Source organism: Kitasatospora sp. NPDC004240 (assembly GCF_053603215.1).
In genome coordinates this window covers 23,257-49,800 of sequence record NZ_JBSGFD010000047.1, presented here as the reverse complement: position 1 = coordinate 49,800, position 26,544 = coordinate 23,257, and the positions used below count along the sequence as shown (strand labels likewise).

32 protein-coding genes and 1 pseudogene are annotated in these 26,544 nt (G+C 74.4%); 27 read left to right on the top strand and 6 right to left on the bottom strand.

The annotated features are described in order from the left end of the window. The 4 genes and pseudogenes from ACWEQL_RS15455 to ACWEQL_RS15440 all read left to right on the top strand — a co-directional run. Positions 1–592: pseudogene (locus tag ACWEQL_RS15455) on the top strand (NYN domain-containing protein); the annotation flags it as partial. A gap of 126 nt (positions 593–718) precedes the next feature. Continuing rightward, a complete protein-coding gene (locus ACWEQL_RS15450) occupies positions 719–1,717 on the top strand; it encodes an ABC transporter ATP-binding protein (protein ID WP_452150747.1) in 999 nt (332 codons plus the stop codon). Further along, positions 1,714–2,523, top strand: coding sequence for an ABC transporter permease (locus ACWEQL_RS15445; RefSeq protein ID WP_452150746.1), 810 nt, complete (start codon positions 1,714–1,716; stop codon positions 2,521–2,523). Before ACWEQL_RS15450 ends, ACWEQL_RS15445 begins: the two co-directional genes overlap by 4 nt. A gap of 27 nt (positions 2,524–2,550) precedes the next feature. Further along, a complete protein-coding gene (locus ACWEQL_RS15440) occupies positions 2,551–3,312 on the top strand; it encodes a hypothetical protein (protein ID WP_452150745.1) in 762 nt (253 codons plus the stop codon). A 37-nt stretch (positions 3,313–3,349) separates the two neighbouring features. On the opposite strand, the gene ybaK is transcribed toward ACWEQL_RS15440, so the two are convergent. The 3 genes from ybaK to ACWEQL_RS15425 all read right to left on the bottom strand — a co-directional run bounded on the left by ybaK (position 3,350) and on the right by ACWEQL_RS15425 (position 6,320). Further along, positions 3,350–3,844, bottom strand: coding sequence for a Cys-tRNA(Pro) deacylase (ybaK, locus tag ACWEQL_RS15435; protein ID WP_452150744.1), 495 nt, complete (start codon positions 3,842–3,844; stop codon positions 3,350–3,352). Positions 3,845–3,873: 29 nt separating this feature from the next. After that, entirely contained in the window at positions 3,874–4,602 is a 729-nt protein-coding gene (locus tag ACWEQL_RS15430; protein ID WP_452150743.1) for an LON peptidase substrate-binding domain-containing protein, read from the bottom strand. Between the two features lie 71 nt (positions 4,603–4,673). Continuing rightward, entirely contained in the window at positions 4,674–6,320 is a 1,647-nt protein-coding gene (locus tag ACWEQL_RS15425; RefSeq protein WP_452150742.1) for an oxidoreductase, read from the bottom strand. 73 nt (positions 6,321–6,393) lie between these two features. Here ACWEQL_RS15425 and hisD point away from each other — a divergent pair, with 73 nt between their 5' ends. From hisD to hisF, 8 genes are read left to right on the top strand one after another with little or no spacing between them, the layout of a single operon-like run. Continuing rightward, positions 6,394–7,701 (top strand): histidinol dehydrogenase, encoded by a 1,308-nt coding sequence (gene hisD, locus ACWEQL_RS15420; protein ID WP_452150741.1) that lies wholly within the window; start codon positions 6,394–6,396, stop codon positions 7,699–7,701. After that, entirely contained in the window at positions 7,698–8,798 is a 1,101-nt protein-coding gene (locus tag ACWEQL_RS15415; RefSeq protein WP_452150740.1) for a histidinol-phosphate transaminase, read from the top strand. The genes hisD and ACWEQL_RS15415 overlap by 4 nt, the downstream gene beginning before the upstream one ends. Positions 8,799–8,804: 6 nt before the next feature. Continuing rightward, positions 8,805–9,398 carry an imidazoleglycerol-phosphate dehydratase HisB gene (gene hisB, locus ACWEQL_RS15410; RefSeq protein WP_452150739.1) on the top strand — a complete coding sequence of 198 codons (594 nt, stop codon included), beginning with the start codon at positions 8,805–8,807 and terminating at the stop codon, positions 9,396–9,398. Continuing rightward, entirely contained in the window at positions 9,398–9,541 is a 144-nt protein-coding gene (locus ACWEQL_RS15405) for a hypothetical protein (RefSeq protein WP_452150738.1), read from the top strand. The genes hisB and ACWEQL_RS15405 overlap by 1 nt, the downstream gene beginning before the upstream one ends. 13 nt (positions 9,542–9,554) lie before the next feature. Then, the gene (gene hisH / locus ACWEQL_RS15400; RefSeq protein ID WP_452150737.1) at positions 9,555–10,190 is read left to right on the top strand and encodes an imidazole glycerol phosphate synthase subunit HisH; all 636 of its coding nucleotides are present in this window, start codon (positions 9,555–9,557) and stop codon (positions 10,188–10,190) included. 20 nt (positions 10,191–10,210) lie between these two features. Continuing rightward, the gene (gene priA, locus ACWEQL_RS15395) at positions 10,211–10,936 is read left to right on the top strand and encodes a bifunctional 1-(5-phosphoribosyl)-5-((5-phosphoribosylamino)methylideneamino)imidazole-4-carboxamide isomerase/phosphoribosylanthranilate isomerase PriA (protein WP_452150736.1); all 726 of its coding nucleotides are present in this window, start codon (positions 10,211–10,213) and stop codon (positions 10,934–10,936) included. Further along, positions 10,933–11,373 (top strand): RidA family protein, encoded by a 441-nt coding sequence (locus tag ACWEQL_RS15390; protein WP_452150735.1) that lies wholly within the window; start codon positions 10,933–10,935, stop codon positions 11,371–11,373. The genes priA and ACWEQL_RS15390 overlap by 4 nt, the downstream gene beginning before the upstream one ends. After that, the gene (gene hisF, locus ACWEQL_RS15385; RefSeq protein WP_452150734.1) at positions 11,370–12,140 is read left to right on the top strand and encodes an imidazole glycerol phosphate synthase subunit HisF; all 771 of its coding nucleotides are present in this window, start codon (positions 11,370–11,372) and stop codon (positions 12,138–12,140) included. The genes ACWEQL_RS15390 and hisF overlap by 4 nt, the downstream gene beginning before the upstream one ends. 78 nt (positions 12,141–12,218) lie before the next feature. Here the strand turns inward: hisF and ACWEQL_RS15380 are convergent, their stop codons facing one another. The 3 genes from ACWEQL_RS15380 to ACWEQL_RS15370 form a co-directional block, all read right to left on the bottom strand. Further along, on the bottom strand, positions 12,219–13,004 hold the full coding sequence (locus ACWEQL_RS15380) for a VOC family protein (RefSeq protein WP_452150733.1): 786 nt from the start codon (positions 13,002–13,004) through the stop codon (positions 12,219–12,221). Positions 13,005–13,186: 182 nt separating this feature from the next. Beyond that, positions 13,187–13,825 carry a TIGR03085 family metal-binding protein gene (locus ACWEQL_RS15375; protein WP_452150732.1) on the bottom strand — a complete coding sequence of 213 codons (639 nt, stop codon included), beginning with the start codon at positions 13,823–13,825 and terminating at the stop codon, positions 13,187–13,189. A 76-nt stretch (positions 13,826–13,901) separates the two neighbouring features. Next, a complete protein-coding gene (locus ACWEQL_RS15370) occupies positions 13,902–14,519 on the bottom strand; it encodes a hypothetical protein (RefSeq protein ID WP_452150731.1) in 618 nt (205 codons plus the stop codon). 189 nt (positions 14,520–14,708) lie between these two features. Between ACWEQL_RS15370 and hisI the strand changes: the two genes are divergently transcribed. From hisI to ACWEQL_RS15295, 15 genes are all read left to right on the top strand, one after another. Beyond that, positions 14,709–15,080: a phosphoribosyl-AMP cyclohydrolase gene (hisI, locus tag ACWEQL_RS15365; protein ID WP_452150730.1), complete on the top strand. Its 372-nt coding sequence runs from the start codon at positions 14,709–14,711 to the stop codon at positions 15,078–15,080. A 38-nt stretch (positions 15,081–15,118) separates the two neighbouring features. Beyond that, complete coding sequence (locus ACWEQL_RS15360; protein WP_452150729.1) at positions 15,119–16,639, top strand: anthranilate synthase component I; 1,521 nt, start codon at positions 15,119–15,121, stop codon at positions 16,637–16,639. Positions 16,640–16,659: 20 nt separating this feature from the next. Then, complete coding sequence (locus tag ACWEQL_RS15355; protein WP_452150728.1) at positions 16,660–17,220, top strand: Uma2 family endonuclease; 561 nt, start codon at positions 16,660–16,662, stop codon at positions 17,218–17,220. Positions 17,221–17,252: 32 nt separating this feature from the next. Further along, positions 17,253–17,885, top strand: coding sequence for a TIGR02234 family membrane protein (locus ACWEQL_RS15350; protein WP_452150727.1), 633 nt, complete (start codon positions 17,253–17,255; stop codon positions 17,883–17,885). 138 nt (positions 17,886–18,023) lie between these two features. Continuing rightward, positions 18,024–18,275: an HGxxPAAW family protein gene (locus tag ACWEQL_RS15345; protein ID WP_452150726.1), complete on the top strand. Its 252-nt coding sequence runs from the start codon at positions 18,024–18,026 to the stop codon at positions 18,273–18,275. A gap of 97 nt (positions 18,276–18,372) precedes the next feature. Then, positions 18,373–18,822, top strand: a complete 450-nt coding sequence (locus tag ACWEQL_RS15340; protein ID WP_452150725.1) for a DUF2752 domain-containing protein — start codon at positions 18,373–18,375, stop codon at positions 18,820–18,822. A 289-nt stretch (positions 18,823–19,111) separates the two neighbouring features. Next, positions 19,112–19,918, top strand: a complete 807-nt coding sequence (gene trpC / locus ACWEQL_RS15335; RefSeq protein WP_452150724.1) for an indole-3-glycerol phosphate synthase TrpC — start codon at positions 19,112–19,114, stop codon at positions 19,916–19,918. A 9-nt stretch (positions 19,919–19,927) separates the two neighbouring features. Further along, complete coding sequence (trpM, locus tag ACWEQL_RS15330) at positions 19,928–20,077, top strand: tryptophan biosynthesis modulator TrpM (protein WP_452150723.1); 150 nt, start codon at positions 19,928–19,930, stop codon at positions 20,075–20,077. Positions 20,078–20,127: 50 nt separating this feature from the next. After that, complete coding sequence (gene trpB / locus ACWEQL_RS15325) at positions 20,128–21,378, top strand: tryptophan synthase subunit beta (RefSeq protein ID WP_452150749.1); 1,251 nt, start codon at positions 20,128–20,130, stop codon at positions 21,376–21,378. A 1-nt stretch (position 21,379) separates the two neighbouring features. Continuing rightward, positions 21,380–22,189 (top strand): tryptophan synthase subunit alpha, encoded by an 810-nt coding sequence (gene trpA / locus ACWEQL_RS15320; RefSeq protein ID WP_452150722.1) that lies wholly within the window; start codon positions 21,380–21,382, stop codon positions 22,187–22,189. Between the two features lie 211 nt (positions 22,190–22,400). Next, a complete protein-coding gene (locus ACWEQL_RS15315) occupies positions 22,401–22,649 on the top strand; it encodes a hypothetical protein (protein ID WP_452150721.1) in 249 nt (82 codons plus the stop codon). Positions 22,650–22,774: 125 nt separating this feature from the next. Beyond that, positions 22,775–23,266, top strand: a complete 492-nt coding sequence (locus ACWEQL_RS15310; protein WP_452150720.1) for a MauE/DoxX family redox-associated membrane protein — start codon at positions 22,775–22,777, stop codon at positions 23,264–23,266. Positions 23,267–23,315: 49 nt separating this feature from the next. Next, complete coding sequence (locus ACWEQL_RS15305; RefSeq protein WP_452150719.1) at positions 23,316–24,251, top strand: DsbA family protein; 936 nt, start codon at positions 23,316–23,318, stop codon at positions 24,249–24,251. Positions 24,252–24,400: 149 nt separating this feature from the next. Next, the gene (lgt, locus tag ACWEQL_RS15300; protein WP_452150718.1) at positions 24,401–25,405 is read left to right on the top strand and encodes a prolipoprotein diacylglyceryl transferase; all 1,005 of its coding nucleotides are present in this window, start codon (positions 24,401–24,403) and stop codon (positions 25,403–25,405) included. A gap of 205 nt (positions 25,406–25,610) precedes the next feature. Next, a complete protein-coding gene (locus ACWEQL_RS15295; RefSeq protein WP_452150717.1) occupies positions 25,611–26,345 on the top strand; it encodes a VIT1/CCC1 transporter family protein in 735 nt (244 codons plus the stop codon). The last annotated feature ends 199 nt before the right edge of the window (positions 26,346–26,544 follow it).

Genomic DNA, 26,544 nt, shown 5'->3' with positions numbered 1-26,544 from the left:
CCCGCCCTCGGGCGTCGCGCCCGGGGGCCCCCCGCCCCCCGCCGTCGCCACCGCCACCGTCCCCGGACCCGCCGTCCGGCCCCAGCCGGCCGCCGCGCTCAAGGTCGTCCCCACCCCCAAGGACCTGGCCGGGCGCACCGCCGCCGTCCACCCGGTCACGGCGGCCAACGGCGGCCCGGTGCTGCGCTGGTCCTCCGACCGCGGCTGGGTGGACCGCCCGGCCCCGGACGGCGGCGGCGCCGGCGACGGCCTGCCCACCCTCGCCCAGCTCACCACCGCCGAGCAGCGCTGGGCGGACCGCGAGGAGGACATCACCAGCGTCGGCGGGGACGCCCACGAGGTCGGCCAGGTGTTCGCCCGCCGCTGGACCGAGCGGCTGGGCGACGCCGAGCGGCTCATCGTGCTCTGGCCCGACTACCCGCGCATCCCGCACCGGGTCGACGGCGAGCTGCTGCGCTACGCCGCCCGGTTCGGCCTGCTCGCGCACAAGGACGATCAGATCGACGAGCACGACCGGTACGCGATCCGGGCGGGCTTCTGGAAGGAGCTGGCCGCGAGGGTGCCCGGCGGCGACCTGGTGGTCGACGACTAGCCGCCCTGGTCGCCCTGGTCGCCCTGGTCCCCTGGTCGCCCGGTCGCCCTTGCGGGCCGGTGGCGCCTGTCGGGGAACGGGCCCCCTTGTCCGGTTCCGCCGTTCCACCGCGTAGAGTCTTCGGACGTGAGCGAGACCGCCGGGCGGGCACCCCAGGAGACCTCGCCGTGCTGTGCCGTACGCGACCTGGTCAAGACGTACCGCTCCGGGCGCGGCGCCGCCGCCACCGAGATCAGGGCCAACGACGGCGTCAGCCTGACCGTCCGGCAGGGTGAGATCTTCGGGCTGCTCGGCCCCAACGGCGCCGGCAAGTCCACCCTGGTCCGCCAGCTGACCGGACTGTCGCGGCCCGACTCCGGCTCCATCGACCTGCTCGGCCACGACGTGGTCCGCCACCCCGAGCGGGCCGCCCGGCTGCTCGGTTACCTCGGCCAGGAGTCCACCGCCCTGGACGAGCTGACCGTCGCCCTCGCCGCCGAGACCACCGGACGGCTGCGCGGCCTCGGCCGTGCGCAGGCCCGGGCCGAGACCGCCGAGGTGCTGACCGAGCTCGGTCTGGAACCGCTCGCCCGCCGCCCGCTGGCCAAGCTCTCCGGCGGCCAGCGCCGGCTCGCCTGCTTCGCCGCCGCGCTGGTGGGGGAGCGGCCGCTGCTCGTCCTCGACGAGCCCACCACCGGCATGGACCCGGTGGCCCGGCGGGCCGTGTGGTCCGCCGTCGACCGGCGCCGCCGCGAGCGGGGCACCACGGTGCTGCTGGTCACCCACAACGTGATCGAGGCGGAGACGGTGCTGGACCGGGTCGCCGTGGTGGACGAGGGCCGGGTGATCGCCTGCGACACGCCCGGCGGGCTCAAGGCCCTCGTCGACGGGGACGTCCGGCTCGACCTGGTGTGGCGCACCGAGGCCCCGGTCGAGGTGCCCGCCGTCGCCGAGCTGGCCGAACGCGCCGAGCGCACCGGCCGCCGCTGGACCGTGCGCACCAGCCCCGAGGAGGCCCGCGAGCTGGTCGCCGCCGTCACCAGCGGCCCGGCCTTCGCCGCCCTGGACGACTTCACCCTGGCCACCCCGAGTCTTGAGGACGCCTACCTCAAGCTGGGCGGCCGCCACGGAGGACTGGCGAAGTGACGCTGCTGTCTGTACGACCCCGGGCGGCCGCGACGGTGGCCGGCCCCACACCGCTGGCACCCGCCGCGCGGCTGCTGCCCGCCCTGGCCGCCGTCTACCGGGCCCAGCTGGCCCGGGCCCGGGTGGCCCGGATCCCGCTGCTGTTCGTGGCGACCTTCCAGTCGCTGGGCATCCTGGTGATGATGCGGGGCGTGGTGGAGCCGGGGGAGACCGCAGCCGCCCACTCGGTGGTCGCCGGCTCCAGCGTGCTGGTGGTGGCCTTCGTCGCGCTGAACCTGCTCGCCCAGTACTTCGGCCGGCTGCGGGCCACCGGCGGGCTCGACCACTACGCGACGCTGCCGGTGCCGGCGGCCTCGGTGGTGCTCGGGGCGGCCGCCGCGTACGCCTCGTTCACCCTGCCGGGCGCGCTGGTGACCGCGGTCGCCGGGGCGGTGATGTTCGGCCTGCCGCTGGGGCACCTGTGGGTGCTGCTGGCCGTGGTGCCGCTGGCCGGGGCGGCGCTGTCCGGGCTCGGCGCGGCCTGCGGGCTGCTCGCGCCCCGGCAGGAGATCGCCACCATGCTGGGCCAGCTCGGCATGTCGGCGGCGCTGCTCCTGGGCGTGCTGCCGGTGGAGCACCTGCCCTGGCCGGTGCTGCGGCTGCGCGACCTGCTGCCCTCCACGTACGGCGTGGAGGCCTTCGCCCGGACCTTCACCGCCGACCCCGACTGGGCGCTGGTCGCGGGGGACCTGGCGGTCTGCGCGGGCGTCGGCGTGGTCTCCCTCGCCGTGGCCACCTGGGCCTACCGGCGGGCGACCACCCGCTGACACCCCCGGACGTGAAACGATGGCCGGGTGACCGTACCGAACACACCTCCGGATCCCCACTCCTCGCCCGGCCCGGTGGCCGGGGACGAGCTGCGGGCCGCCGTTCCCCACCCGGTCGACCGGCTCCCGGTGCCGTCGGCCAAGCCGCGCCGGCAGACGGCGCAGGAGCTGCGGATCGGGGCGGCGACGGTGCTGGTCTGCCTGGTGCTCGGCCTGGTGATGGCCGCGCTCTGGGCCTGGCTGGCGCCCAAGGTGCCGCTGGTGGTGGACGGCAGGCGGGTGCTGTACGGCGACCCGGAGGGTGAGCAGCGGGCCGGCGCGGACTCCGTCTTCGCGCTGCTGGGCCTCGGCATGGGCCTGCTGACCGCGCTCGGCGCCTTCCTGCTGACCCGCTCGCGCGGCGGCGGCATCGCGGTCGCCGTCGGGCTGGCGGTCGGCGGGCTGCTCGGCTCGCTGGGCGCCTGCTGGCTGGGCGTACGGCTCGGCCCGGACGCGAATCTGCTGGCCCAGGCCTCCCGGGCCGGCGACGGCGGGCACTTCGACGCGGACCTGCGGCTGGGCGCGCAGGCGGCCCTGCTGGTCTGGCCGATGGCCGCGATGGTGCTGCTGCTGGCCCTCTCGGCGGCCTTCGGCAAGCGCGAGGAGGACCTGCCGCCGTACTGGGCCGGCCCGGACCCGGCGCGCGAGCACGCCGAGCCGTGGCAGGCGCAGGCGCCGCAGAGCGGCCAGGCCCAGCAGTCCGGCCCCGCCCCGCAGGACGCGCCCCCGCAGGGCCACGAAAGGCCCTAGCGACCTGCCCGAGCGCGACCTGCCCCGGCGACCCGCCTCAGCGGCCGATCGGGGCGGTGACCGCGCCGGTGAGGGTGACCAGGTCGGCCGGGGCGAGCTCGACCTCCAGGCCGCGGCGGCCGGCCGAGACGTAGACGGTCGGGTGGCCCAGGGCGCTGTCGTCCACCACGGTGCGCAGCGGGCGGCGCTGGCCGAGCGGGGAGATGCCGCCGCGCACGTAGCCGCTGCTGCGTTCGGCGGCGGCCGGGTCGGCCATCGCGGCGCGCTTGCCGCCGACGGCGGCGGCCAGCGCCTTGAGGTCCAGCTGCCCGGCGACCGGGACGACGCCGACGGTCAGCACGCCGTCGACGTCCGCGACCAGCGTCTTGAAGACCCGCTCGGGGGTGACGCCCAGCGCCTCGGCGGCCTCGCCGCCGTAGGAGGCGGCGGCCGGGTCGTGGTCGTAGGCGTGCACGGTGAAGGGGACGGCGGCGGTCTCCAGGGCGACGGTGGCGGGCGTGCCCTGGCCGCCCTTCTTGGTCTTCCTGGCCATGTGGGCGGCTCCGGCGGCTGGTGGTCGGGTCAGTTCGGGCTGAAGGACTGGCGGGTCAGCTCCACCGCGGGCAGCGACGGCAGCCAGGACAGCACGGCGGTCTCGCGGCGCAGCAGTTCGAGCTCGGTGGTGAGCCGCTGGGCGGTGTCCGGGCAGGCGAGCAGCTGCTGCTTGACCGGGGTTTCGAGGACCGAGGCGGCGGCGACCAGGTAGGAGAGCACCTGCGGGTCGTCCGGCAGCTCCTGGCGGCCCACGGTGCTGGCCTCGCGGGCCCCGGCGAGCCTCTGCTGGTACGCGCGGAAGGCCCGCTCCACGCCGGCGGCCAGCGCGCCCGCGCCCTCGCCGGAGCGCTCCTCGATCGGCTCGATGTCGCCGGTGAGGTACGGCCCGCCGGTGTCCACCGAGCGCAGCCGGAACCGGGTGGTGCCGGTGACCAGCAGCTCGTAGCGGCCGTCCGGCTGCGGCTGGACGGAGGTGAGGTCGGCGACGCACCCGACGTGGAACAGCGCGTCCAGCGGGTCGCCGTCGGCGGTGCCCAGCCCGTCCAGCGGCCCGGCGGGGCCGTCGGCCTCCCGGACCGGCGCGACCTCGCGGCCGTCCTTGATGGCGAGCACGCCGAAGCGGCGGGGCCGGTCCTCGGGGAGGGCGAGCAGGTCGGCGACCAGACGGCGGTAGCGCTCCTCGAAGACGTTCAGGGGCAGCACCAGGCCCGGGTAGAGCACCGTGTTCAGCGGGAAGAGCGGCAGCCGTTCTGTCACGGCGCACAGCGTAGTTGCCCGAGGGGTCCGTCCGCGCCGGGGTTGTTCCCGTCGGGCCGGGGTGTCCGGGATCACCCGCGTTGCAGCAGCCGGGTGGCGCCCGCCGCGACGGTGGTGGCGAGGATCCAGCCGACCAGGACCAGCGAGGTGGCGACCCACTGGGCGGTGCCGCCGGGGTTCCACCCCTTCTGGCCGAGGTCGACCACCGGCAGCAGCTGCCCGAGCGCGTAGATCACCGGGTTCCAGTGCGGCTTCTCGTCGGCCTTGAGCGGCTCCGGCGGGTGCTGCGCGAAGTAGAGGCTGCCGAGCGCCCAGGCGAGCAGCAGCCAGAGGGCGGCGCGGCCGGGGCGGAAGCCGTAGCCGACGGTGACGTCCTGGAGCCGGCCCCAGATCCGGGCGGGCGCCGGCAGGGCCTGGTGGCGGCGGCGCTGCTTGGCGTACAGCACCTCGCGGGCGTCGTCGTCGGCGCCGTCGCGGCGCAGGGCGGCGGCCAGCTGCTCGTACGACTCGGGCTGGAAGTCGACCGCGGAGCCCTCCAGCCAGGCGATCCGCTGGCGTATCGAGAACGGGGCGGCCGGGCGGAGGTTCTCGTAGGTGAAGCCGGTGAGCCGCACGTGCTTGCCGCGCGGCCAGCTGTCGGGGGCGTCGACCAGGTTGCCGACCCGGGCGCGGGAGAGCGAGACGGTGCCGGTGGGCGGGGCCGGGCAGGTGAAGCGCAGCTCGGGGGTCTGGATGCGGCGCAGCGAGAGCTCCTCGCCGGCCTCCAGGTGGAACTCGGCGCCGGTGATCAGGCAGGCGTTGTCGAAGCGGCCGTCGGAGAGCCGGACCTGCCCGTACGCGCGGAACGGGGTGCTGGGCGTGCCGGGCGGGGCGGTCTGGCCGTAGTTGGAGCCGTAGTAATTGCCCGAGCCGAACCAGCCGCCGTCGGCCGAGCCGCTCAGGTACAGCGTGTGGCCGACGGTGACCCGGGCCGCGTTCAGGCAGATCCGGTTGTCCGCGACGCCGCGCAGCTGGGCGCCGCGCAGCGAGAGCCGGCCGCCGATCCGGGCCGAGCGCAGGCTGACCTCGCCGGTGGAGTCCAGCCGGTCCGCCTCGAAGTCCTGGTTGACGCTCAGCCCGTCGGCGGACAGCGAACGGCCGAACCGGTCGCCGCCGAGGACCGCCTGGTTGAGCAGCAGGTCGGTGCCGATCCGGGCGTCGGTGAGCCGCACGCCCTGGGCGACCCGGCAGCGGGCCAGGTGCAGATCGCCCTCGGTGACCAGCCGGGACGCCTCGATCCGCGGGATCAGACAGGTCACCAGGCGCAGCGTGCCGGCCTGCGCCTCGGACATCAGCAGCTTCTCCTCGAAGCGGCAGCCGTGCAGCTCGACGTAGACCTCGATCCGGCCGCCGGCCAGCTGGACCGGGCCGGTGATCAGGGCCCCGGTCAGCCGCAGCGAGGCCACCCGGTCCGGGACGGCCGCCGGCCCGTTCAGCAGCAGCCGGGAGATCACCTCGGCGCGGACGGTGCGCTCCGGACCCCACACCGCTGGGCCGAACGGGTCGTCCTCGCCGCCGTACAGCCGGCTGGCGCCGCTGTCGTTGCTCTCCTGGCCGCCGGCGCCGCCCGCCCGCAGGTCGTACACCCTGCCGTGGCGGAACGCCTCCCAGAGCCCCTGCTCGGCCCGCGTCCAGCCGTCCGGCGCCTGCTCCACCGAGCCCTCCCCCGTGCTCACCATGGTCGTCTCGCCTTTCGTATCACGGACTGAAATGCGGGACCGCCGGTTCCGGCCACTCCTTACACTGGACCGCGTGATCTCTCGAATCGACCTGCGCGGCTCCGACCAGGACCCGCGCTCCGTGCTGCCCCGTGCCGAGTTCGACGTGGAAGCCGCCCTGGAGAAGGTGCGGCCGATCGCCGAGGACGTACGCCATCGCGGGGTCGAGGCGCTGATCGAGATCACGGAGCGCTTCGACGGGGTGCGGCTGGAGTCCACCCGGGTGCCCGCCGGGCAGATCGCCGAGGCGCTGGAGGGGCTGGACCCCAAGGTGCGCGCCGCGCTGGAGGAGTCGATCCGCCGCGCCCGGATCGTCCACGCCGACCAGCGCCGCGAGGGGCACACCACCCAGGTGGTGCCCGGCGGCACGGTCACCCAGCGCTGGGTGCCGGTGGACCGCGTCGGCCTGTACGTGCCGGGCGGCCTGGCCGTCTACCCGTCCTCCGTGGTGATGAACGTGGTGCCCGCCCAGGAGGCCGGCGTCACCGGCATCGCGGTCACCTCCCCGCCGCAGAAGGCCTTCGGCGGCCGGGTCCACCCGACCATCCTGGCGGCCTGCGCGCTGCTCGGCGTCACCGAGGTGTACGCGGTCGGCGGCGCCCAGGCGGTCGCCATGTTCGCCCTCGGCACCGAGGAGTGCGAGCCGGTGACCATGGTCACCGGCCCCGGCAACATCTACGTCGCCGCCGCCAAGCGGCTGTTCGCCGGCCGGATCGGCATCGACTCCGAGGCCGGCCCGACCGAGATCGCCGTCCTCGCCGACGACAGCGCCGACCCGGTCGACGTCGCCGCCGACCTGATCAGCCAGGCCGAGCACGGCCCGACCTCCGGCTCGGTGCTGGTCACCGACTCGGCGGCGCTCGCCGACGCGGTCGAGGCCGAGCTGAAGACCCAGGTCGCCCGGACCCGCCACAGCGAGCGGGTCGCCGAGGCGCTGGGCGGCCGGCAGTCCGGGATCATCCTGGTCGACGATCTCGACCAGGGCCTCGACGTGGTCAACGCCTACGCCGCCGAGCACCTGGAGATCCAGACCCGGGACGCCCACGCGGTCGCCGCCCGGGTGCGCAACGCCGGCGCGATCTTCATCGGCCGGTACACCCCGGTCTCGCTGGGCGACTACGCGGCGGGCTCCAACCACGTGCTGCCCACCGGCGGCTGCGCCTGCCACTCCTCCGGCCTGTCCGTGCAGACCTTCCTGCGCGGCGTGCAGGTCGTCGAGTACGACCGGGAGGCGCTGGCGGGCATCGCCGCGCACGTGGTCAACCTCGCGGACGCCGAGGACCTGCCCGGCCACGGCGACGCCATCAAGGCCCGATTCGACTGGACGGTACCCGGCGCGTGACCAGGATCGACGACCTCCCCATCCGTGCCGAGCTGCGCGGCCAGTCCCCGTACGGGGCCCCGCAGCTGGACGTCCCCGTCCAGCTGAACACCAACGAGAACCCCTACCCGCTGCCCGAGGAACTGGTCGCCCGGATCGCCGAGCGGGTCGCCGAGGCCGCCCGCGGCCTCAACCGGTACCCGGACCGCGACGCGGTCGAGCTGCGCGAGGGCCTCGCCGGCTACCTCACCCGGACCACCGGCCACCCGCTCACCCGCGCCAACGTCTGGGCCGCCAACGGCTCCAACGAGGTGCTCCAGCAGCTGCTGCAGACCTTCGGCGGGCCCGGCCGCACCGCGATCGGCTTCGAGCCCTCGTACTCGATGCACGCGCTGATCTCCCGGGGCACCGGCACCGGCTGGATCTCCGGCCCCCGCAACGAGGACTTCACCGTCGACCTCGACGCGGCCGTCGCGGCGATCGCCGAGCACCGGCCGAACGTGGTCTTCGTCTGCTCGCCGAACAACCCGACCGGCACCGCCGTCGCCGCCGACACCGTGCTCGCGCTGTACGAGGCCGCGCAGGCGGCCCGGCCCTGCCTGGTGGTCGTGGACGAGGCGTACGTCGAGTTCTCGCACCGCGAGTCGCTGCTGCCGCTGATCGAGGGCCGCCCCAACCTGGTGGTCACCCGCACCATGTCCAAGGCCTTCGGCGCGGCCGGGCTGCGCCTGGGCTACCTCGCGGCCGACCCGGCCGTGGTCGACGCGGTGCAGCTGGTCCGGCTGCCGTACCACCTGTCGGCCGTCACCCAGGCGACCGCGCTGGCCTGCCTGGAGCACACCGACACCCTGCTCGGCTACGTCGGCCGGCTCAAGGTGGAGCGCGACCGGCTGGTCGCCTCGCTGCGGGCGCTGGGCCTGGAGGTGACCGACTCGGACGCCAACTTCGTCCAGTTCGGCCGCTTCGACGACACCCACGCCGTCTGGCGGTCGATCCTCGACCACGGCGTCCTGGTCCGGGACAACGGTGTGCCCGGGTGGCTGCGCGTCACCGCCGGCACCCCCGCCGAGAACGACGCCTTCCTGGACGCCGTCCGACTTGTGATCAAGGAGCTGTAACCCCGTATGTCCCGTATCGGACGCATCGAGCGCACCACCAAGGAGACCGCGGTCCTCGTCGAGATAGACCTCGACGGCACCGGCAAGACCGACATCTCCACGGGCGTCGGGTTCTACGACCACATGCTCGACCAGCTCGGCCGCCACGGCCTCTTCGACCTCACCGTGAAGACCGACGGCGACCTGCACATCGACACCCACCACACCATCGAGGACACCGCCCTCGCCCTCGGCGCCGCCTTCAAGCAGGCGCTCGGCGACAAGGTCGGCATCTACCGCTTCGGCAACTGCACGGTGCCGCTGGACGAGTCGCTCGCCCAGGTCACCGTGGACCTCTCCGGCCGCCCGTACCTGGTGCACACCGAGCCGGAGAACATGGCGCCGATGATCGGCGCCTACGACACCACCATGACCCGGCACATCCTGGAGTCCTTCGTGGCCCAGGCCCAGATCGCGCTGCACGTCCACGTCCCGTACGGGCGCAACGCGCACCACATCGTGGAGTGCCAGTTCAAGGCGCTGGCCCGGGCCCTGCGCTACGCCTCCGAGCGCGACCCGCGCGCGGCCGGCATCCTCCCGTCGACCAAGGGCGCGCTCTGATGGCGAACGTACTGATCTTCTGCGGACTCTTCCTCGGTGCGGGGGTGTACTCCTTCTGGAAGCAGAAGAAGCCGCGGAGCGTCGTCACGCTGCTCGCCGTCAGCTCGGCCATGCTGCTGGCCGCCGGCCTCATGCGCCTCTAAGGGGAAGCCGTCCATGACCAAGAACGTCGTCGTCCTCGACTACGGCTCCGGCAACCTCCGTTCGGCGCAGCGCGCCGTGGAGCGCACCGGGGCGAACGTCACCGTCACCTCCGACTACCAGGCCGCGATGGACGCGGACGGGCTGCTGGTGCCCGGCGTCGGCGCCTTCGAGGCCTGCATGCGCGGGCTCAAGGGCGTGCGCGGGGACTGGATCATCGGCCGCCGGCTCGCCGGGGGCCGCCCGGTGCTCGGCATCTGCGTCGGCATGCAGATCCTCTTCGAGAAGGGGGTCGAGCACGGCGTGGAGAGCGCCGGCTGCGACGAGTGGCCCGGCACCGTCGAGCCGCTGGACGCCCCGGTCGTCCCCCACATGGGCTGGAACACCGTGGACGTCTCCGAGGGGAGCCGGATGTTCGCCGGCCTCGACCCGCAGACCCGGTTCTACTTCGTGCACTCCTACGGGGTGCGCCGCTGGGAGCTGGAACTGCACAGCGAGCGGCTGAACGCCCCGCTGGTCACCTGGGCCACGCACGGTCAGCCGTTCGTCGCCGCCGTCGAGAACGGCCCGCTCTGGGCCACCCAGTTCCACCCCGAGAAGTCCGGCGACGCCGGCGCCGCCCTGCTGACCAACTGGGTCAACACCCTCTGACAGTCTGAGAGTCGTTTTCGATGAGTCGCCTCGAACTCCTCCCCGCCGTCGACGTCCGCGACGGCCAGGCCGTCCGGCTGGTCAAGGGCGCCTCCGGCACCGAGACCTCCTTCGGCGAGCCGCTCGCCGCCGCCCTCGCCTGGCAGAACGCCGGCGCCGAGTGGCTGCACCTGGTCGACCTCGACGCCGCGTTCGGCACCGGCTCCAACCGCGAGCTGGTGCGCGAGGTCACCCGCACCCTCGACATCAAGGTCGAGCTGTCCGGCGGCATCCGCGACGACGAGTCGCTGGCCGCCGCCCTGGCGACCGGCTGCACCCGGGTCAACCTCGGCACCGCCGCCCTGGAGAGCCCCGAGTGGGTCGCCAAGGTCATCGCCGAGCACGGTGACAGGATCGCCGTCGGCCTGGACGTCGTCGGCACCACCCTGCGAGGCCGCGGCTGGACCAGCGACGGCGGCCAGCTCTTCGACGTGCTGGCCCGCCTCGACTCCGAGGGCTGCGCCCGCTACGTGGTCACCGACGTCAACCGGGACGGCACCCTGACCGGCCCCAACCTCCAGCTGCTGCGCGACGTCTGCGCCGCCACCGACCGGCCCGTCGTCGCCTCCGGCGGCGTCTCCTCCCTCGACGACCTGCGGGCCATCGCCACCCTCGTCGGCGAGGGTGTCGAGGGCGCCATCGTGGGCAAGGCACTCTACGAGCAGAAGTTCACCCTCGGAGAGGCCCTGGAGGCGGTTTCAGGATGACCGGACGTCGGATCGTACGCGGCAGGGTCGCCGGATTCTCCCCCTGGGAGGAGGAGTTCGGCTATTCGCGGGCGGTCGCCGCCGGGGACCACGTCCACGTGGCGGGCTCCACCGCCTGGGTGGACGGGAGGATCGAGCACGAGGGCGATCCGTACCACCAGACCCTGGCCGCGTTCGGCGTGGGCCTCAACGCCCTGGCCGCGTACGGTCTGACGGCGGACGACGTGGTCCGCACCCGGATGTACATCACCCATGTCCGCGACGCGGAGGAGGTGGGCCGCGCCCACCGCACGCTCTTCGCCGCGGCCCGCCCGGTCGCCACCATGGTGGTGGTGGAGGGCCTGATCGACTCCCGGATGATGGTCGAGATCGAGCTCGACGCCTACCGCGCCGGGCTCGCAGACACCGTGGAAGCTCTGGAAGGCAAACAGCCGTGACCCTCGCAGTACGTGTCATCCCCTGCCTGGACGTCGACGCCGGCCGGGTGGTCAAGGGCGTCAACTTCCAGAACCTGCGCGACGCCGGCGACCCGGTCGAGATGGCCAAGCTCTACGACGCCGAGGGCGCCGACGAGTTGACCTTCCTCGACATCACCGCCTCCTCCGGCGACCGCGAGACCACCTACGACGTGGTGCGCCGCACCGCCGAGCAGGTCTTCATCCCGCTCACCGTCGGCGGCGGCGTCCGCGCCGTCGAGGACGTCGACAAGCTGCTGCGGGCCGGCGCCGACAAGGTCGGCGTCAACACCGCCGCCATCGCCCGGCCCGAGCTGGTCCGCGAGATCGCGAAGCGCTTCGGCCGCCAGGTGCTGGTCCTCTCGGTGGACGCCCGGCGCTGCCCGGAGGGCACCGAGACGGCCTCCGGTTTCGAGGTCACCACGCACGGCGGGCGCAAGGGCACCGGCCTGGACGCCGTCGAGTGGGCCGGCCGCGCGGCGGAGCTGGGCGCGGGCGAGATCCTGCTCAACTCGATGGACGCGGACGGCACCAAGGACGGCTACGACCTGGAGCTGATCCGGGCCGTCCGCAAGACCGTCTCCGTCCCGGTGATCGCCTCCGGCGGCGCCGGCAAGCTCGCCGACTTCGCCCCGGCCGTCGAGGCGGGCGCGGACGCGGTGCTCGCGGCCAGCGTCTTCCACTTCGGCGACCTGCGGATCGGCGAGGTCAAGGGCGCGCTGCGCGAGGCAGGTCACCCCGTCCGCTGAGCCGCACGGGCCTGCCCGCTGAGCCGTACGGGCCCGTCCGCGTCCGCCCGTACGGGGACGCGTACGGGCCCGGTGCCGTCAGGACTCCTGCGGCTCACCCTTGATCAGCGCGAACGGCGCGCCGAACGGGTCCGCCAGCCAGGCGATCCGGCCGACCTCCGGCAGGTCCTCCGCGGGCATCAGCACCGTGCCGCCGGCCGCCTGGGCCCTGGCGACCACCGCGTCCACGTCGGCGGCCGCGAAGTACGGCGTCCAGGCGGGCGGCCGGCCCTCCTCCATGACCGGCGCCACGCCGCCGAAGCTCGCCTCGCGGAGGTCCTCGCCCTCGGCGGTGGCCAGCACGTGGTAGGTCATCCCCGGCGCCGGCATGGCCTCGGAGCGCCAGCCGAACAGCCCGCCGTAGAAGGCGAGCGCCGCCGCCTGGTCGGAGGTGTGCAGCTCGGACCAGATCAGCGCGTCGTCCTCCTGGACGGCGTCCAGCCCCGTGACCGTGTTGGGCTGCCAGACGGCGAACCGGGCGCCCTGCGGGTCGGTGAGCTGGGCCATCCGGCCGGCGTCGAACACGTCGTCCGGCTGGACCCGGACCGCGCCGCCGCCCTCCAGCGTGGCCTTGGTGGTGGCGTCCGCGTCGGGCACGCTGAAGTACGTCGTCCAGGCGGACCGGGCGCCCTCCTCGGTGAGCCGGCCGATCGCGCCGACCGTCCGGCCGTCCAGCTGCAGGAAGCCGTAGTCGCCGGCCTCGGGGCCGGCCGACTGGAAGGTCCAGCCGAAGACCTTGCCGTAGAACGCGGCGGCCGCGGCCGGGTCCGGGCTGCCGAGGTCGATCCAGCAGGGCGCGCCGGGGGAGAAGTCGGTGGAGGGCATGGGGTGGTTGCTCCTTCTTCGACGGTGGGTGGCCAGGCGGCCCCCGCCGGGGGCGGGGGCAGGGCCACTTGAGAGTGTGCCCCCCGCCACCGACAACCGCCGGTCGGGCGGGCGTCCTCGCAGCTCGGGGCGTCCCGGTGCGCGCGTCGGGGCACGGGGTGTCGCAGGAGGAGCGGGCCCGGTCAGGGCAGCGGCAGCACGTGGCGCAGCGCGGTCACGGCGTCCGGCGGGCCGTCGACGGTGAGCTCGGTGCGCTCGCCGCGCCCGTACACGAAGAGGATCAGCTCGCCGGGCTCACCGGTGATCCGGACGACCGGCGAGCCGGCCGGGCCGACGGTCACCGCGCGCCCGTCCGGGTGACACAGCTCCAGCCGGACCGGCGAGCGGCGGCCCGCCTCCAGCTTCGCGATCAGCGGCAGCCGCCGCCAGAGCCGCTCGGCCCGCCCCGGCGGCAGCGGCTGCGGCCGCCAGTCGTCCCCGGCCCGGCGGACGTCCTCGGCGTGCACGAAGTACTCCACGGTGTTCGCCGCTTCGTCGGCGCCGGGCAGCGCGAACAGCGACAGCGCGGGCGGGCCGCCCCGGAACAGCCGCACCAGCTCCTCGTACGGGCGCTCGGCGTAGCCGGACTGCACCCGGGCCGTCCAGCCGGCCATCCCCTGGATCCGGATGCCGGCCGCGGCGTCGGGCCGGCGCTCGCGCAGCACCAGGTGGGCGGCGAGGTCCCGGGTGGTCCATCCGGCGCACAGGGTGGGCGCGTCCGGCCCGGCGGCGAGCAGGAGTTCGGTCAGCCGGTGGCGCTCCGCGAGGGCATGGTTCGACATGAGGTCAGCGTACGGCCTGTCAGGTACCCGCACGGGAGCGGGCGCAGGGCCGGCTCCGGCATCCGGGCGCAGGGCCTCAGCGGACGTGCCCGGTGAGCTTGGTGCCGCCCTGGCGGTTGCTGGCCGTCAGGGTGCAGCTGTAGTCGCGCCAGCCCTGCTGGTACCAGGTCATGGCCGGGCCCATCGGGTAGCCGTACCAGGTGCCGCCGCCCTGGCGGGCCTGCGCGGCGGCCATCGGCTCCTTGCAGCCCTCGCGCATCGCCCGGCCGATCTGGGCGTCCCCGGTCAGCCCCTCCGGCAGCTGCAGCACCGCGAAGGACTCGCCGTCGTGCTCGCCCTCGCACGGCCGCGCCTCCGGCTTGGTGATCGCCCTGCTCAGCTGCGGGTGGTCGAAGCAGGCGCCGACCACGAAGTGCGGGTACGGCACCTCCCGGGTCGGGGTGGGGGTCGGCGTGGGCGTCGGGGACGGCGTGGCGGTGGGCGCCGGCGGCGGCAGGGCGGCGGGCTTCTCCTCCGGCCACAGCAGCACGGTGGCCAGCACGGCGAGCAGGACGGCGAGCACGCCCACGACGGAGAGCACCAGGGCGCGCGAGGGGCGGGCGTCCGGTGCCGCGGCCCCGTCGGGGCCGGTGACGGCGTCCGGGCCGGCCCCGGGGGCCTCGTCGGACGGGGACGGCGGCTCGGCGGAGGTCATGCTCACGAGAATGGCCCAACGGAGGCCGCTCCGGCAGGCGGTTGGCACAACTCGCCCCGGCCCGCCCGGCCCGGACCGAACCGCCGCGCGGCCCCCGCCGCCACCGCGCGCCCCCGGGGCCCTCCCGGCCGCCGCCCACGGGCCGGACGGCGCGGCCGGGGGCTCCGACCGCCCTGACACAATGGCCCCATGTCCACCTCACCCGCCGCCCCCGGCACCACCGCCCTGGACCCCGCGATCGCCGCCCGGCTCAAGCGGACCGCCGACGGCCTGCTCCCCGCCATCGCCCAGCAGTACGACACCGGCGAGGTGCTGATGCTCGGGTGGATGGACGACGAGGCGCTGCACCGCACCCTCACCACCGGCCGCTGCACCTACTGGTCCCGCAGCCGACGCGAGTACTGGGTCAAGGGCGGCACCTCCGGGCACGTCCAGGCGGTCAGGTCGGTGGCGCTGGACTGCGACGGCGACACCCTGCTGGTCAAGGTCGACCAGACCGGCGCCGCCTGCCACACGGGCGAGCGCACCTGCTTCGACGCCGACGTGCTGCCCCTCGGCTGACCCCACCCACCCACGACTCCAGAACGGTGCCGCGCCCCATGGACCTCGAAGCCTTCCGCAAGCTCGCCGTCGACACCCGGGTCATCCCGGTCACCCGCAGGCTCCTCGCGGACGGTCTCACCCCCATCGGCCTCTACCGCGGCCTCGCGGCCGAGCGCCCCGGGACCTTCCTGCTGGAGTCCGCCGAACAGGGGCGCAGCTGGTCGCGCTACTCCTTCGTCGGCGTCCGCAGCGCCGCCGTGCTGACCGCCGACCCCGACGGCGGGGCCCGCTGGCACGGCACCCCGCCGGTCGGCATCCCCACCGGCGGCGACCCGCTGGAGGTGCTGCGCGCCGCCCTCACCGCGCTGCACACCCCCCGGCACACCGACGACGGCCTGCCGCCGCTGACCGGCGGCCTGGTCGGTTACCTCGGCTACGACATCGTCCGCCGGCTGGAGAAGCTGCCCGACCTCAACCCGGACGACCTGCGCCTGCCCGAGCTGACCATGCTGCTCGCCACCGACCTCGCGGTGCTCGACCACGCCGACGGCACGGTGCTGCTGATCGCCAACGCGGTCAACCACAACGACCTGGCCACCGGGGTGGACGAGGCGTACGCCGACGCCGTGGCCCGCCTCGACGCGATGGAGGCCGACCTGCTGAAGCCGGTCGACCCCGGGCTGGCCACCTTCACCCCGACCGCCCCCGGCGACGTGCGCTCGCCGTTCGGCGGGGAGCCGTACCGGGCCGCCGTCGAGGAGATCAAGGAGCGGATCCGGGCCGGCGAGGCCTTCCAGGTGGTGCCCTCGCAGCGCTTCGAGGCCCCCTGCCCGGCCTCCGCGCTCGACGTCTACCGGGTGCTGCGCACCACCAACCCCAGCCCGTACATGTACCTGTTCCGCTTCCCCGGGCCGGACGGCAGCGCGGACGGCGGCTTCGACGTGGTCGGCTCCAGCCCCGAGGCGCTGGTCAAGGTCACCGACGGCGAGGCCATGCTGCACCCGATCGCCGGCACCCGGCACCGCGGCGCCACCCCGCACGAGGACGCCGACCTGGCCGCCGAACTGCTCGCCGACCCCAAGGAGCGGGCCGAGCACCTGATGCTGGTCGACCTCGGCCGCAACGACCTCGGCCGGGTCTGCGAGCCGGGCAGCGTCGAGGTCGTCGACTTCATGCAGATCGAGCGGTACAGCCACGTGATGCACATCGTCTCCACCGTCACCGGCCGGGTCGCGCCCGGGCGCACCGCCTTCGACGTGCTCACCGCCTGCTTCCCGGCCGGCACCCTGTCCGGTGCCCCCAAGCCCCGGGCCATGCGGATCATCGAGGAGCTGGAGCCCACCCGCCGCGGACTGTACGGCGGCTGCGTCGGCTACCTGGACTTCGCCGGCGACTCCGACACCGCCATCGCCATCCGCACCGCCGTGCTGCGCGACGGCACCGCCTACGTCCAGGCCGGCGCCGGCGTCGTCGCCGACTCCGACCCGCACGGCGAGGACACCGAGTGCCGCAACAAGGCCGCCGCCGTGCTGCGCGCGGTCGCCACGGCGAATACGCTGCGCACGCCGACGGTGTGAGAGCGCGGGAGACGGCGGGCATGATCGTGACGAGGACGGAGAGTGCCTGGGAGGCGCTCGAAGGCGCGAACCTTCCGAGCGGCTATCAGGTGGAGATCACGGACGGGAAGATCATCATGACGCCTCGGCGGGAGAGCCGGTGGGAGATCGTCCTCAGCGCGGCGCCGCAGATCAAGGAGCAGCTCGCCGGCCACGGCCGGGTGCTCTCGGACGTCATGATCGACTTTCCGTCCACGCTCTTCGGCTACGCACCCGACCTGGCCGTCGTCGCTCCGGGAGCGGAGCGCAACGACCGGGGGCGGTTCGAGTGGCACGACCTGGAGGCGGTCCTCGAAGTGGTCTCGCCGTCCGGTCACGACGAGCGTCATGCGAAGAAGGTCCGCACCTACGCCGAATGCGGGATCCCGTTGTACGTCGTGATCGATCCGGCCGAGGAGGTCTGCACGGTGCACGGTCACCCGCAGCGCGGCGGGGCGTACCGCGAGGCGGAGCGGGTTCCGTTCGGGAACGATCTCTTCCTGCCGCTGGGCGAGCGGACGCTGGTGCTGTCCACCGACGGGTTTCCCGCCGACCCGGCGTAGGGGACCGGCGTCGGGTCGGGGATAGTGGACGGGTGAGTGCTCTTCCCCAGCCCCGGACCGAAGCCGTGCCCGCCGCCGCCCCCGCCGCGGGGGGCGGGCGGCGCACGCTCGGCGTGATGCTGCTGCTGACCGCGCTGGGCGCCGTCCTGGTGCTGACCGCCGTCGGGCGGGTGTGGGCCGAGGGGCGGGTCGCCGGTTCGCAGGGCGCCACCCTGGAGGTGTCCGCGACCGGCAGCCGGATCTCGGAGCTGCCCGGCGGGCTCGCCCTGGTGGCGCTGGCCGCGGCGGTCGCCCTGTTCGCGGTGCGCGGCGCCGGCCGGGTCGCGGTCGGCGTGCTGGCCCTGCTGGCCGGCCTCGGGACCGCCGCCGCGTCGGCCGTCGGTGCCGGGGACAGCGCGGCGCTGCACACCGAGGCGGCCCGCAAGCTGGCGCTGTCCGGCACCCGCGCCACCGAGGTGAGCCACACCCTCTGGCCGTGGCTGGCCCTGGTCGGCGGGGTGCTGCTGGCCGCGGCCGGGCTGCTCACCGTCCGGTACGGGCGGAGCTGGCCCACCATGGGCAGCCGCTACGACGCCCCGACCCGCAAGGCGCCCGCCCGGGCCGCCGACACCCCGGCCGACCTGTGGAAGGCGCTGGACCGCGGCGAGGACCCGACGGCGGGCTGACCGGCCCGGCCGCGGTGTGACGGGAGAGACCACCACCCCCTTTGGGGTACCGGTGTGTGGCCCGGCACAATGGAACGCGTCAACCCGTCTGGCCCCCGCCGGCCCGGCCGGGATCCGGAGAACAAGGAGCACGATCAGATGTCGAAGGCTGCACACGGCCACAACCCCGCCGCCTGGACTGGCGTCACCATCTCCTTCATCGGCTTCTGTGTCGCGGGCGTGGCCATGATCCTCCCGTCGGTGCCGCTGGTGGTGGCCGGCCTCGTGGTCGTCGTGGTCGGCGGCGTGGTCGGCAAGGCCATGTCGATGGCGGGCATGGGCAAGCAGCCCAGCCCGTACGTCGAGACCGCCGAGGACCGTGCGGCCGCCCTGGCCTCCGCCTCGGCCTGATCCGGGCACTCACGCGGACGGCCCACGGCCGGACGGAACGGCGGGCGAAACGCCCGCCGTTCCCGTTTTCCCGCCGGACGCCGCCGCAGGGAGCAGAATGCGGGGCGTGAACGCCGTCTCCACCGCCTCCGCCCGGCCGTCCGTCCTGCGCCGGCTCGGCCCGCCCCTGGCCGCCCTGGCCGCCGTGGCCGCCCCCTGCGCGTACGTCGCCACGGTGGACCCCAACGCCCCCGGCCACTACCCGGACTGCCCCGTCCTGACGGCCACCGGCTGGTGGTGCCCCGGCTGCGGCGGGCTGCGCTGCGTGCACGCGCTCACCCACGGCGACGTCTTCACCGCCCTGCAGGACAACGCGCCGGCGGTGCTGCTGTTCGTGGTGCTGTCGGTGTTCTGGGCGCGCTGGCTCTGGGCCGCGGTGCGCGGCGGGCCGGCGCCGAGGGTGGTGCTGGGGCTGCGGCAGACCGTCCTGGTGGCCCTCCTGCTGCTGGTCTTCACGGTGGTGCGCAACCTCCCCGTGGGCGCCGCCCTGGCCCCGCCGCTGCTCTGACCTCCCCGGGCGTCCGCCGGTGGCCCCGGGCGGTCCGGTGGGCGGCCCGGTGGGCGGTCCGTCGGACGGTCCGTTCCGCGAGACGCGCGCCGGGTGGATGCGCTGCGCGCCCCCCGGTGCCGATACCATCGAAGGGCCAACGGGGGAGCGGGAGCACAGCATCGTCACCGGTCTGCGTGAATCCTCCACCGTCGGCCCGACCGGACTGCCAGGCCGGAAGCCCCGCGGATCGCAGCGTCGAACCCCGGGGGGACCGGCTCCTAGCCAGAAGAATGATGGGGGCGCTCGCGTGAGTGTGCTCGACGAGATCATCGACGGGGTCCGGGAGGACCTCGCCGAGCGGCAGGCCCGGGTCTCCTTGGACGAGCTCAAGGAGCTCGCCGCCAAGGCACCGGACGCCAAGGACGGCGTCGCCGCCCTCAAGGGCGACGGGGTACGGGTCATCTGCGAGGTCAAGCGCTCCAGCCCGTCCAAGGGCGCGCTGGCCGCGATCGCCGATCCGGCCGCCCTGGCGCTCGACTACGCGGCCGGCGGGGCCGCCGCGATCAGCGTGCTGACCGAGCAGCGCCGCTTCGGCGGTTCGCTCGCCGACCTGGACGCCGTCCGTGCGGCGGTGGACACCCCGGTCCTGCGCAAGGACTTCATCGTCACCGCCTACCAGCTGTGGGAGGCCCGCGCCCACGGCGCCGACCTCGCGCTGCTGATCGTCGCGGCCCTCGACCAGCCGGCCCTGGTGTCGCTGATCGAGCGCGCCGAGTCGATCGGCCTCACCCCGCTGGTCGAGGTGCACGACGAGGAGGAGATCGCCCGCGCGGTCGACGCCGGCGCGCGGATCATCGGGGTCAACGCCCGCAACCTGAAGACCCTCGAGGTCGACCGGAACACCTTCGGCAACGTCGTCCACGCGATCCCGGACGGTGTCGTCAAGGTCGCCGAGTCCGGTGTCCGCGGCCCGCTGGACGTCATCCAGTACGCCAACCTCGGCGCCGACGCGGTGCTGGTCGGCGAGTCGCTGGTGACCGGCAAGGACCCGCGCGCCGCCGTCGCCGACCTGGTCGCGGCCGGTGCCCACCCGGCCCTGCGCCACAAGGGCTGACCGAAGACCATGTCCCTCGACCCCCGTCTCGCGCCCGGCTGCCGCCCGCGCGGCTGCCGCGCGCCCGCGCGCCGGGTGCTCGGACGGAGGGTGCGGTACGTGATCGGCTGCGAACCGGGCCAGGTGCAGGGCCGCCGATGGCGCAGGACGTCCGGCTGACCACAGCCGTTCCGACGTCAACTGCCGTCATCACCCAGAAGGACTTCACCATGTCCGAGAAGGACTACCTGCCCGGGGCCGAGGTGCCGGACGCCCGTGGCTACTTCGGCGCCTACGGCGGCCGATTCATCCCGGAGGCGCTGGTCGCCGCCGTGGAGCAGGTCGCCGAGGAGTACGAGAAGGCCAAGACCGACCCGGCGTTCGTCGCCGAGCTCGACGCGCTGCTCAAGGACTACACCGGCCGGCCCAGCCCGCTGACCGACGTCCGCCGCTTCTCCGCCGAGGCGGGCGGCGCGCGGATCCTGCTCAAGCGCGAGGACCTCAACCACACCGGCTCGCACAAGATCAACAACGTGCTGGGCCAGGCGCTGCTCACCAAGCGGATGGGCAAGACCCGGATCATCGCCGAGACCGGCGCCGGCCAGCACGGCGTGGCCACCGCCACCGCCTGCGCCCTGTTCGGCTTCGACTGCACCATCTACATGGGCGAGGTCGACACCCAGCGCCAGGCGCTCAACGTCGCCCGGATGCGGATGCTCGGCGCCGAGGTGGTCGCCGTGAAGTCCGGCAGCCGCACCCTCAAGGACGCCATCAACGAGGCGTTCCGCGACTGGGTCGCCAACGTCGACGACACCCACTACCTGTTCGGCACCGTGGCCGGCCCGCACCCCTTCCCGATGATGGTCCGCGACTTCCACCGGGTCATCGGCGTGGAGGCCCGCCAGCAGGTCCTCGACCGCACCGGGCGGCTGCCCGACGCGGTGGTCGCCTGCGTCGGCGGCGGCTCCAACGCGATGGGCATCTTCCACGAGTTCATCCCGGACGCCGGGGTGCGCCTGATCGGCTGCGAGGCGGCCGGCGAGGGCGCCGAGACCCCGCGGCACGCCGCCACCCTCACCAAGGGCGACCCCGGCGTGCTGCACGGCTCCCGCACCTACGTCCTCCAGGACGAGGACGGCCAGACCATCGAGTCGCACTCGATCTCGGCCGGCCTCGACTACCCCGGCGTCGGCCCCGAGCACGCCTGGCTGAAGGACACCGGCCGGGCCGAGTACCGTCCGGTCACCGACGACGCCGCCATGCAGGCGCTGCGGCTGCTGTCCCGCACCGAGGGCATCATCCCGGCCATCGAGAGCGCCCACGCGCTCGCCGGCGCCCTGGAGCTGGGCCGCGAGCTCGGACCGGAGGCCACCATCCTGGTCTCGCTCTCCGGGCGCGGCGACAAGGACATGCACACCGCGGCCGAGTACTTCGGCCTGTACGACCAGGGCGCGGGCGACGACGCCGACGGGGGTAAGTGAGATGGCTTCGAAGCTCAGCGACATCCTGGCCGGCACCCGGGCGGAGAACCGCGCCGCGCTGATCGGCTACCTGCCGGCCGGCTTCCCCAGCGTGGACGGCGGCGTGCGCGCGATCAACGCGCTGATCGAGGGCGGCTGCGACCTGGTCGAGGTCGGCCTGCCGCACTCCGACCCGGTGCTCGACGGCCCGACCATCCAGACCGCCGACGACATCGCGCTGCGCTCCGGCGTGCGGATCAAGGACGTGCTGCGCACCGTCCGCGAGGTGGCCGAGGCGCACCCCGCGGCGGGGGTGCTGGTCATGACGTACTGGAACCCGGTCGAGCGCTACGGCACCGCGCGCTTCGCCGCGGACCTGGCCGCCGCGGGCGGCGTGGGCTGCATCCTGCCGGACCTTCCGGTGGAGGAGTCCGAGGAGTGGCGCAAGGCGGCGGAGGAGCACGGCCTGGACACCGTGTTCGTGGTCGCCCCGAGCAGCAAGGACAAGCGCCTGGCCGAGGTGACCGCGGCCGGCACCGGCTTCGTGTACGCGGCCGCGGTGATGGGCGTGACCGGCAGCCGGGCCCAGGTCGGCGAGCTCGCCGAGGACCTGGTCGCCCGCACCCGGGCCACCACCGAGCTGCCGGTCTGCGTGGGCCTCGGCGTCTCGACGGCCGACCAGGCCGCCGAGGTGGCCGGGTTCGCCGACGGGGTCATCGTCGGTTCGGCCTTCGTGCAGCGGATCCTGGACGCCGCCGGTGACGAGGAGGCCGCGCTGGCGGCGGTCCGCGCGTTGGCCGGCGAGCTGGCGCAGGGCGTCCGCCGGCGGTAGCCGCCACCCGTCCGCACCGCGCCGACGGCCCGTCACCCCGCCCGGGGTGGCGGGCCGTCGGCGTTCCCGCGCGCCGTACGGCGGCCCGCCGGAACCCGAACGGGTGAACAGTGACGCCTTCACGCATCAAGGGGGATTGACCGGCGTTGAGTGGAGGGACGGGTGCACGAACGAGGTACTCGGGGGAGTGCGGGAACGAAGGGGTGTGCCGGTGCCGGGTGTCCAACGAGCCGTCCTGCTGCGGGCCGCCGCGGCCGTCCTGGTGCTGGGTGCCGCGGTGGGGGCGGACCACACCGTGGTGGGGGACGCGCTGGCCAGGCGGGGCGCGGCGGAACGGGCCGAGCGGGAGGCCTCCGTGTGCGCCGGGGCGGCCAGGGCGGACGCCGTGGCCCGGGCGGCCCGTCTGGTGGGTGCCGGCGGGCCGCGGCGTCCGCCCGGCTGCGGCCCGAACAATCATTAGGGCCGAATCGGACAGAAGCCGCCAAGGCGTCACTCTTTCGGCTTAATTCCTGAATACGGAGGAACCGTCCCCCATCCCCTGCGGTTCATCAGCAGGTGAAGGTGTTTTCCGAGGGGGTTACCTCTATGGCGGCCGGTCCGGCGGTCTCGCGCGGCAGCGGTGCGGTGTGGACGGAGTGGATCGGCCTGGCGGCGCGGCTCGGCCTCGCCGTGGTCTGGGGCTGGGCCGGGCTGGCGAAGATCGCCGACCCGGCGGAGGCCGCCCAGGCGGTGCGCGCGTACGAGATCCTGCCCGAGTCCCTGGTCAAGCCGGTCGGCCACGCGCTGCCGTTCCTGGAGCTGGCGCTGGCCGCGCTGCTGGTCATCGGCTTCGGCGTCCGCCTGGTGGCGATCGTCTCCGCGCTGCTGCTGCTCCTGTTCATCGCCGGGATCGCCTCGGCCTGGGCGCGCGGCATCTCGATCGACTGCGGCTGCTTCGGCGGCGGCGGGACGGTCGACGCGTCGAAGACCGAGTACCTGCAGGAGATCCTGCGCGACACCGGGTTCCTGTTGCTCGCCGGCTGGCTGATCCGGTGGCCCCGGACCAAGTTCTCCGTGGACAACTGGCTGGCGAGCTGAACCCCGCCGCACACTCCCACTCCACCCCCGACCCTGGATGTCCTAGGCAATGAGCGAGAAGAACCGAGAAGGCAAGCGCACCGCCCGCGAGCGGATGCTGGCGGACCGGGCGGCCGACGAGGCCCGCGCCCGGCGCAAGAAGAAGCTGATCATCGGTGGGGTGGTGCTGGCGGTGATCGCCGTCGCCGTGGTCACCGGCGTGGTGGTGCAGAACGAACGCTCCCAGCCGGAGACCCCGACCGCCCACCCGGCCGGCACCATCGGCGACAAGAACCTGGTCATCCCGGTCGGCGCGGCCGAAGCGCCGTCCACCCTCACCATCTACGAGGACCCGCGCTGCCCGGCCTGCGCGCAGTTCGAGAAGGAGTTCGCGACGACCATCGCGCAGCTGGAGGACCAGGGCAAGGTCTACGGCAACTACCACGTCGTCTCGTTCATCGACCGGGCGGTGGGCGGCAAGGGCTCCAAGCTCGGGGCCAACGCGCTGGCCTGCGCCCAGGACGCCGGGCACTTCCGCGCGTACCACGACGTGCTCTACCGGAACCAGCCGGCGGAGACCGACGACGCGTACGGCAAGAACTCCACCCTGATCGAGCTGGCCGAGCAGGTGCCGGGGCTGGACACGCCGGAGTTCCAGGCGTGCGTCAACGAGAACCGGTACAGCGGATGGGTGTCGGCGGTCCAGCAGGACTTCGACAAGTCCCCCTACAAGTCGACCCCGACGGTGCTGCTCAACGGGCAGCCGGTCTACCCGAAGAACGGCAACGAGGAGATCACCCCGGAGAACCTGGTGAAGTGGGTGGACGCCGCCAACCAGGGCAAGCCGCTCGGCACCCCGGCCGCGGGCACCCAGGCCTCGCCGCCCCCGGCCTCCCCCGTGCCCACCGGCCCGGCGCCCACCGGTCCGGCCCAGACCTCGCCCGCCCAGACCTCCCCGGCGCAGACCACCAGGCCCGCCGGCACCGCCACGCCGACGGCCGGCTGAGCCCGTACCGGTCGGATCCCCGCCGTCCCCTCCCCGTCCGGAGGGGGCGGCGGCGTCGCGTCCGGGGGCCGTCCGCCGTCCGTCGTTCGGGATCTGTGACCCGCGGGGTGTCCAGGGCGGGCGCCGGACCCTGTAGCGTCGGTGCTGCCATGGATATCGCCTTCATTCCCAGCCCCTCGCGCGGGGTCCTGCCCCTCGGACCCGTACCGCTGCGCGCCTATGCCTTCTGCATCATCCTCGGTGTCGTCGTCGCCGTCTGGCTCGGCAGCAAGCGATGGGTCGCCCGGGGCGGTGCCAAGCACACGGTCGGTGACATCGCCGTCTGGGCCGTGCCGTTCGGCCTGGTCGGCGGCCGGCTGTACCACGTGATCACCGACAACCAGCTGTACTTCGGCGAGGGCAGGAACCCCTGGAACGCCTTCAAGATCTGGGAGGGCGGCCTCGGCATCTGGGGCGCGATCGCGCTGGGCGCGGTCGGCGCCTGGATCGGCGCCCGCCGCCGGGGCGTGCCGCTGCCCGCGTACGCCGACGCGATCGCGCCGGGCATCGCGCTCGCCCAGGCCATCGGCCGCTGGGGCAACTGGTTCAACCAGGAGCTGTACGGGCGGGAGACCGACCTGCCGTGGGGCCTGGAGATCAAGAAGACGCTGCCGAGCGGTGAGATGGTCACCGGGATCTACCACCCGACCTTCCTCTACGAGTCGCTCTGGTGCGTCGGCGTCGCCCTGCTGGTGATCTGGGCGGACCGCCGCTTCACCCTGGGCCACGGCCGGGCGTTCGCGGTGTACGTGGCCGCGTACACGGTGGGCCGGTTCTGGACCGAGTACCTGCGGATCGACGACGCGCACCACGTGCTCGGCCTGCGCCTGAACGGCTGGACGGCGGTCCTGCTGTTCATCGCCGCGGTCGCGTACTTCGTGATCGTCGGCAAGAAGCGCCCCGGCCGGGAGGACCCGGCCACCCTCGACCCGGCGGCGCACGGCCCCGAGGACGGCGCGGCGGACGCGGCCCCGGAGCCGGCCGACGCCCCGAAGGGGGCGGCGAAGGCCGTGAAGAGCGGGGAGCCGTCCCGGTCCGTGGACGGATCGCCGGAGGGCGAGACGGACGGGAAGGCCGCCGACGCCGCCGAGAAGGACGCGAAGCACCTCACCTGACCTGCTGTTCCACCGAATTCCGGCCGCTCCCGCCGACCTGGCGCAGGGCGGCCGGAGTGCTGTTCGGACAGCCTTACTTTGCTGGAAACGCCCCCGCTGACCGGACTACGTTCGAATCGGAAGAGGAGCAGGGCGACGCCCACGGACGCCGCGCAGAGTCGCGCGCGGCCGGGCGGCGCGACGGATCCGGGGAGGTCCGAGGACCGTGACGACCGTACGGGAACCCGACGCGGCGCATCCGCCGCGGATACCGGCCGAGGGGCACCACCGCGACGTGAACGGCGGCTGGCTGCGGCCGGCGGTGTTCGGCGCGATGGACGGGCTGGTGTCCAACTTCGCCCTGATGACCGGCGTGGTCGGCGGCGCGGCCTCCAGCGGCACGGTCGTCCTGACCGGTCTCGCGGGCCTGGCCGCCGGCGCCTGCTCGATGGCGGCGGGCGAGTACACCTCGGTGGCCTCGCAGCGCGAGCTGGTGCAGGCCGAGATCGAGGCCGAGCGGCTGGAGCTGAGCCGCAACCCCCACGGCGAGCTGGCCGAGCTGACCCAGCTCTACGTGGCGCGCGGGGTGGAGCCGGGGCTGGCCCGCGAGGTGGCGCGCCAGCTGTCCGAGGACCCGGACCAAACCCTGGAGATCCACGCCCGCGAGGAGCTGGGCGTGGACCCGGGCGACCTGCCCTCGCCGGTGGTGGCCGCGGCGTCCTCGTTCGTCTGCTTCGCGGCGGGCGCGCTGCTGCCGCTGCTGCCGTACCTGCTGGGCGCGGACTCGCTGCTGCCGGCGCTGCTGCTGGCGGTGGCGGGGCTGTTCGCCTGCGGGGCCGTGGTGGCCCGGGTGACGGCGCGCAGCTGGTGGTTCAGCGGGCTGCGGCAGCTGGTGCTGGGCGGGGCGGCGGCCGGGGTGACGTACCTGCTGGGGTCGCTGATCGGCGGCACTGTGGGATGACACGGACTCCTGCATGGTTATGCTCACTACTGCGTGACATTCCACACATGGGCCCCGAGGGGCCACCTGCCCTAGTCTCAGCATTCGAGCCCGGGCACCGCTGATTCGCATCCCCGGGCCCGCTCCGGGGATGGATTCCCAGGCGGTCTTGATCGGTTTCTGTAGCCGGGGCGTTTCGCCCCTGTTTCAGGCGGCCGAC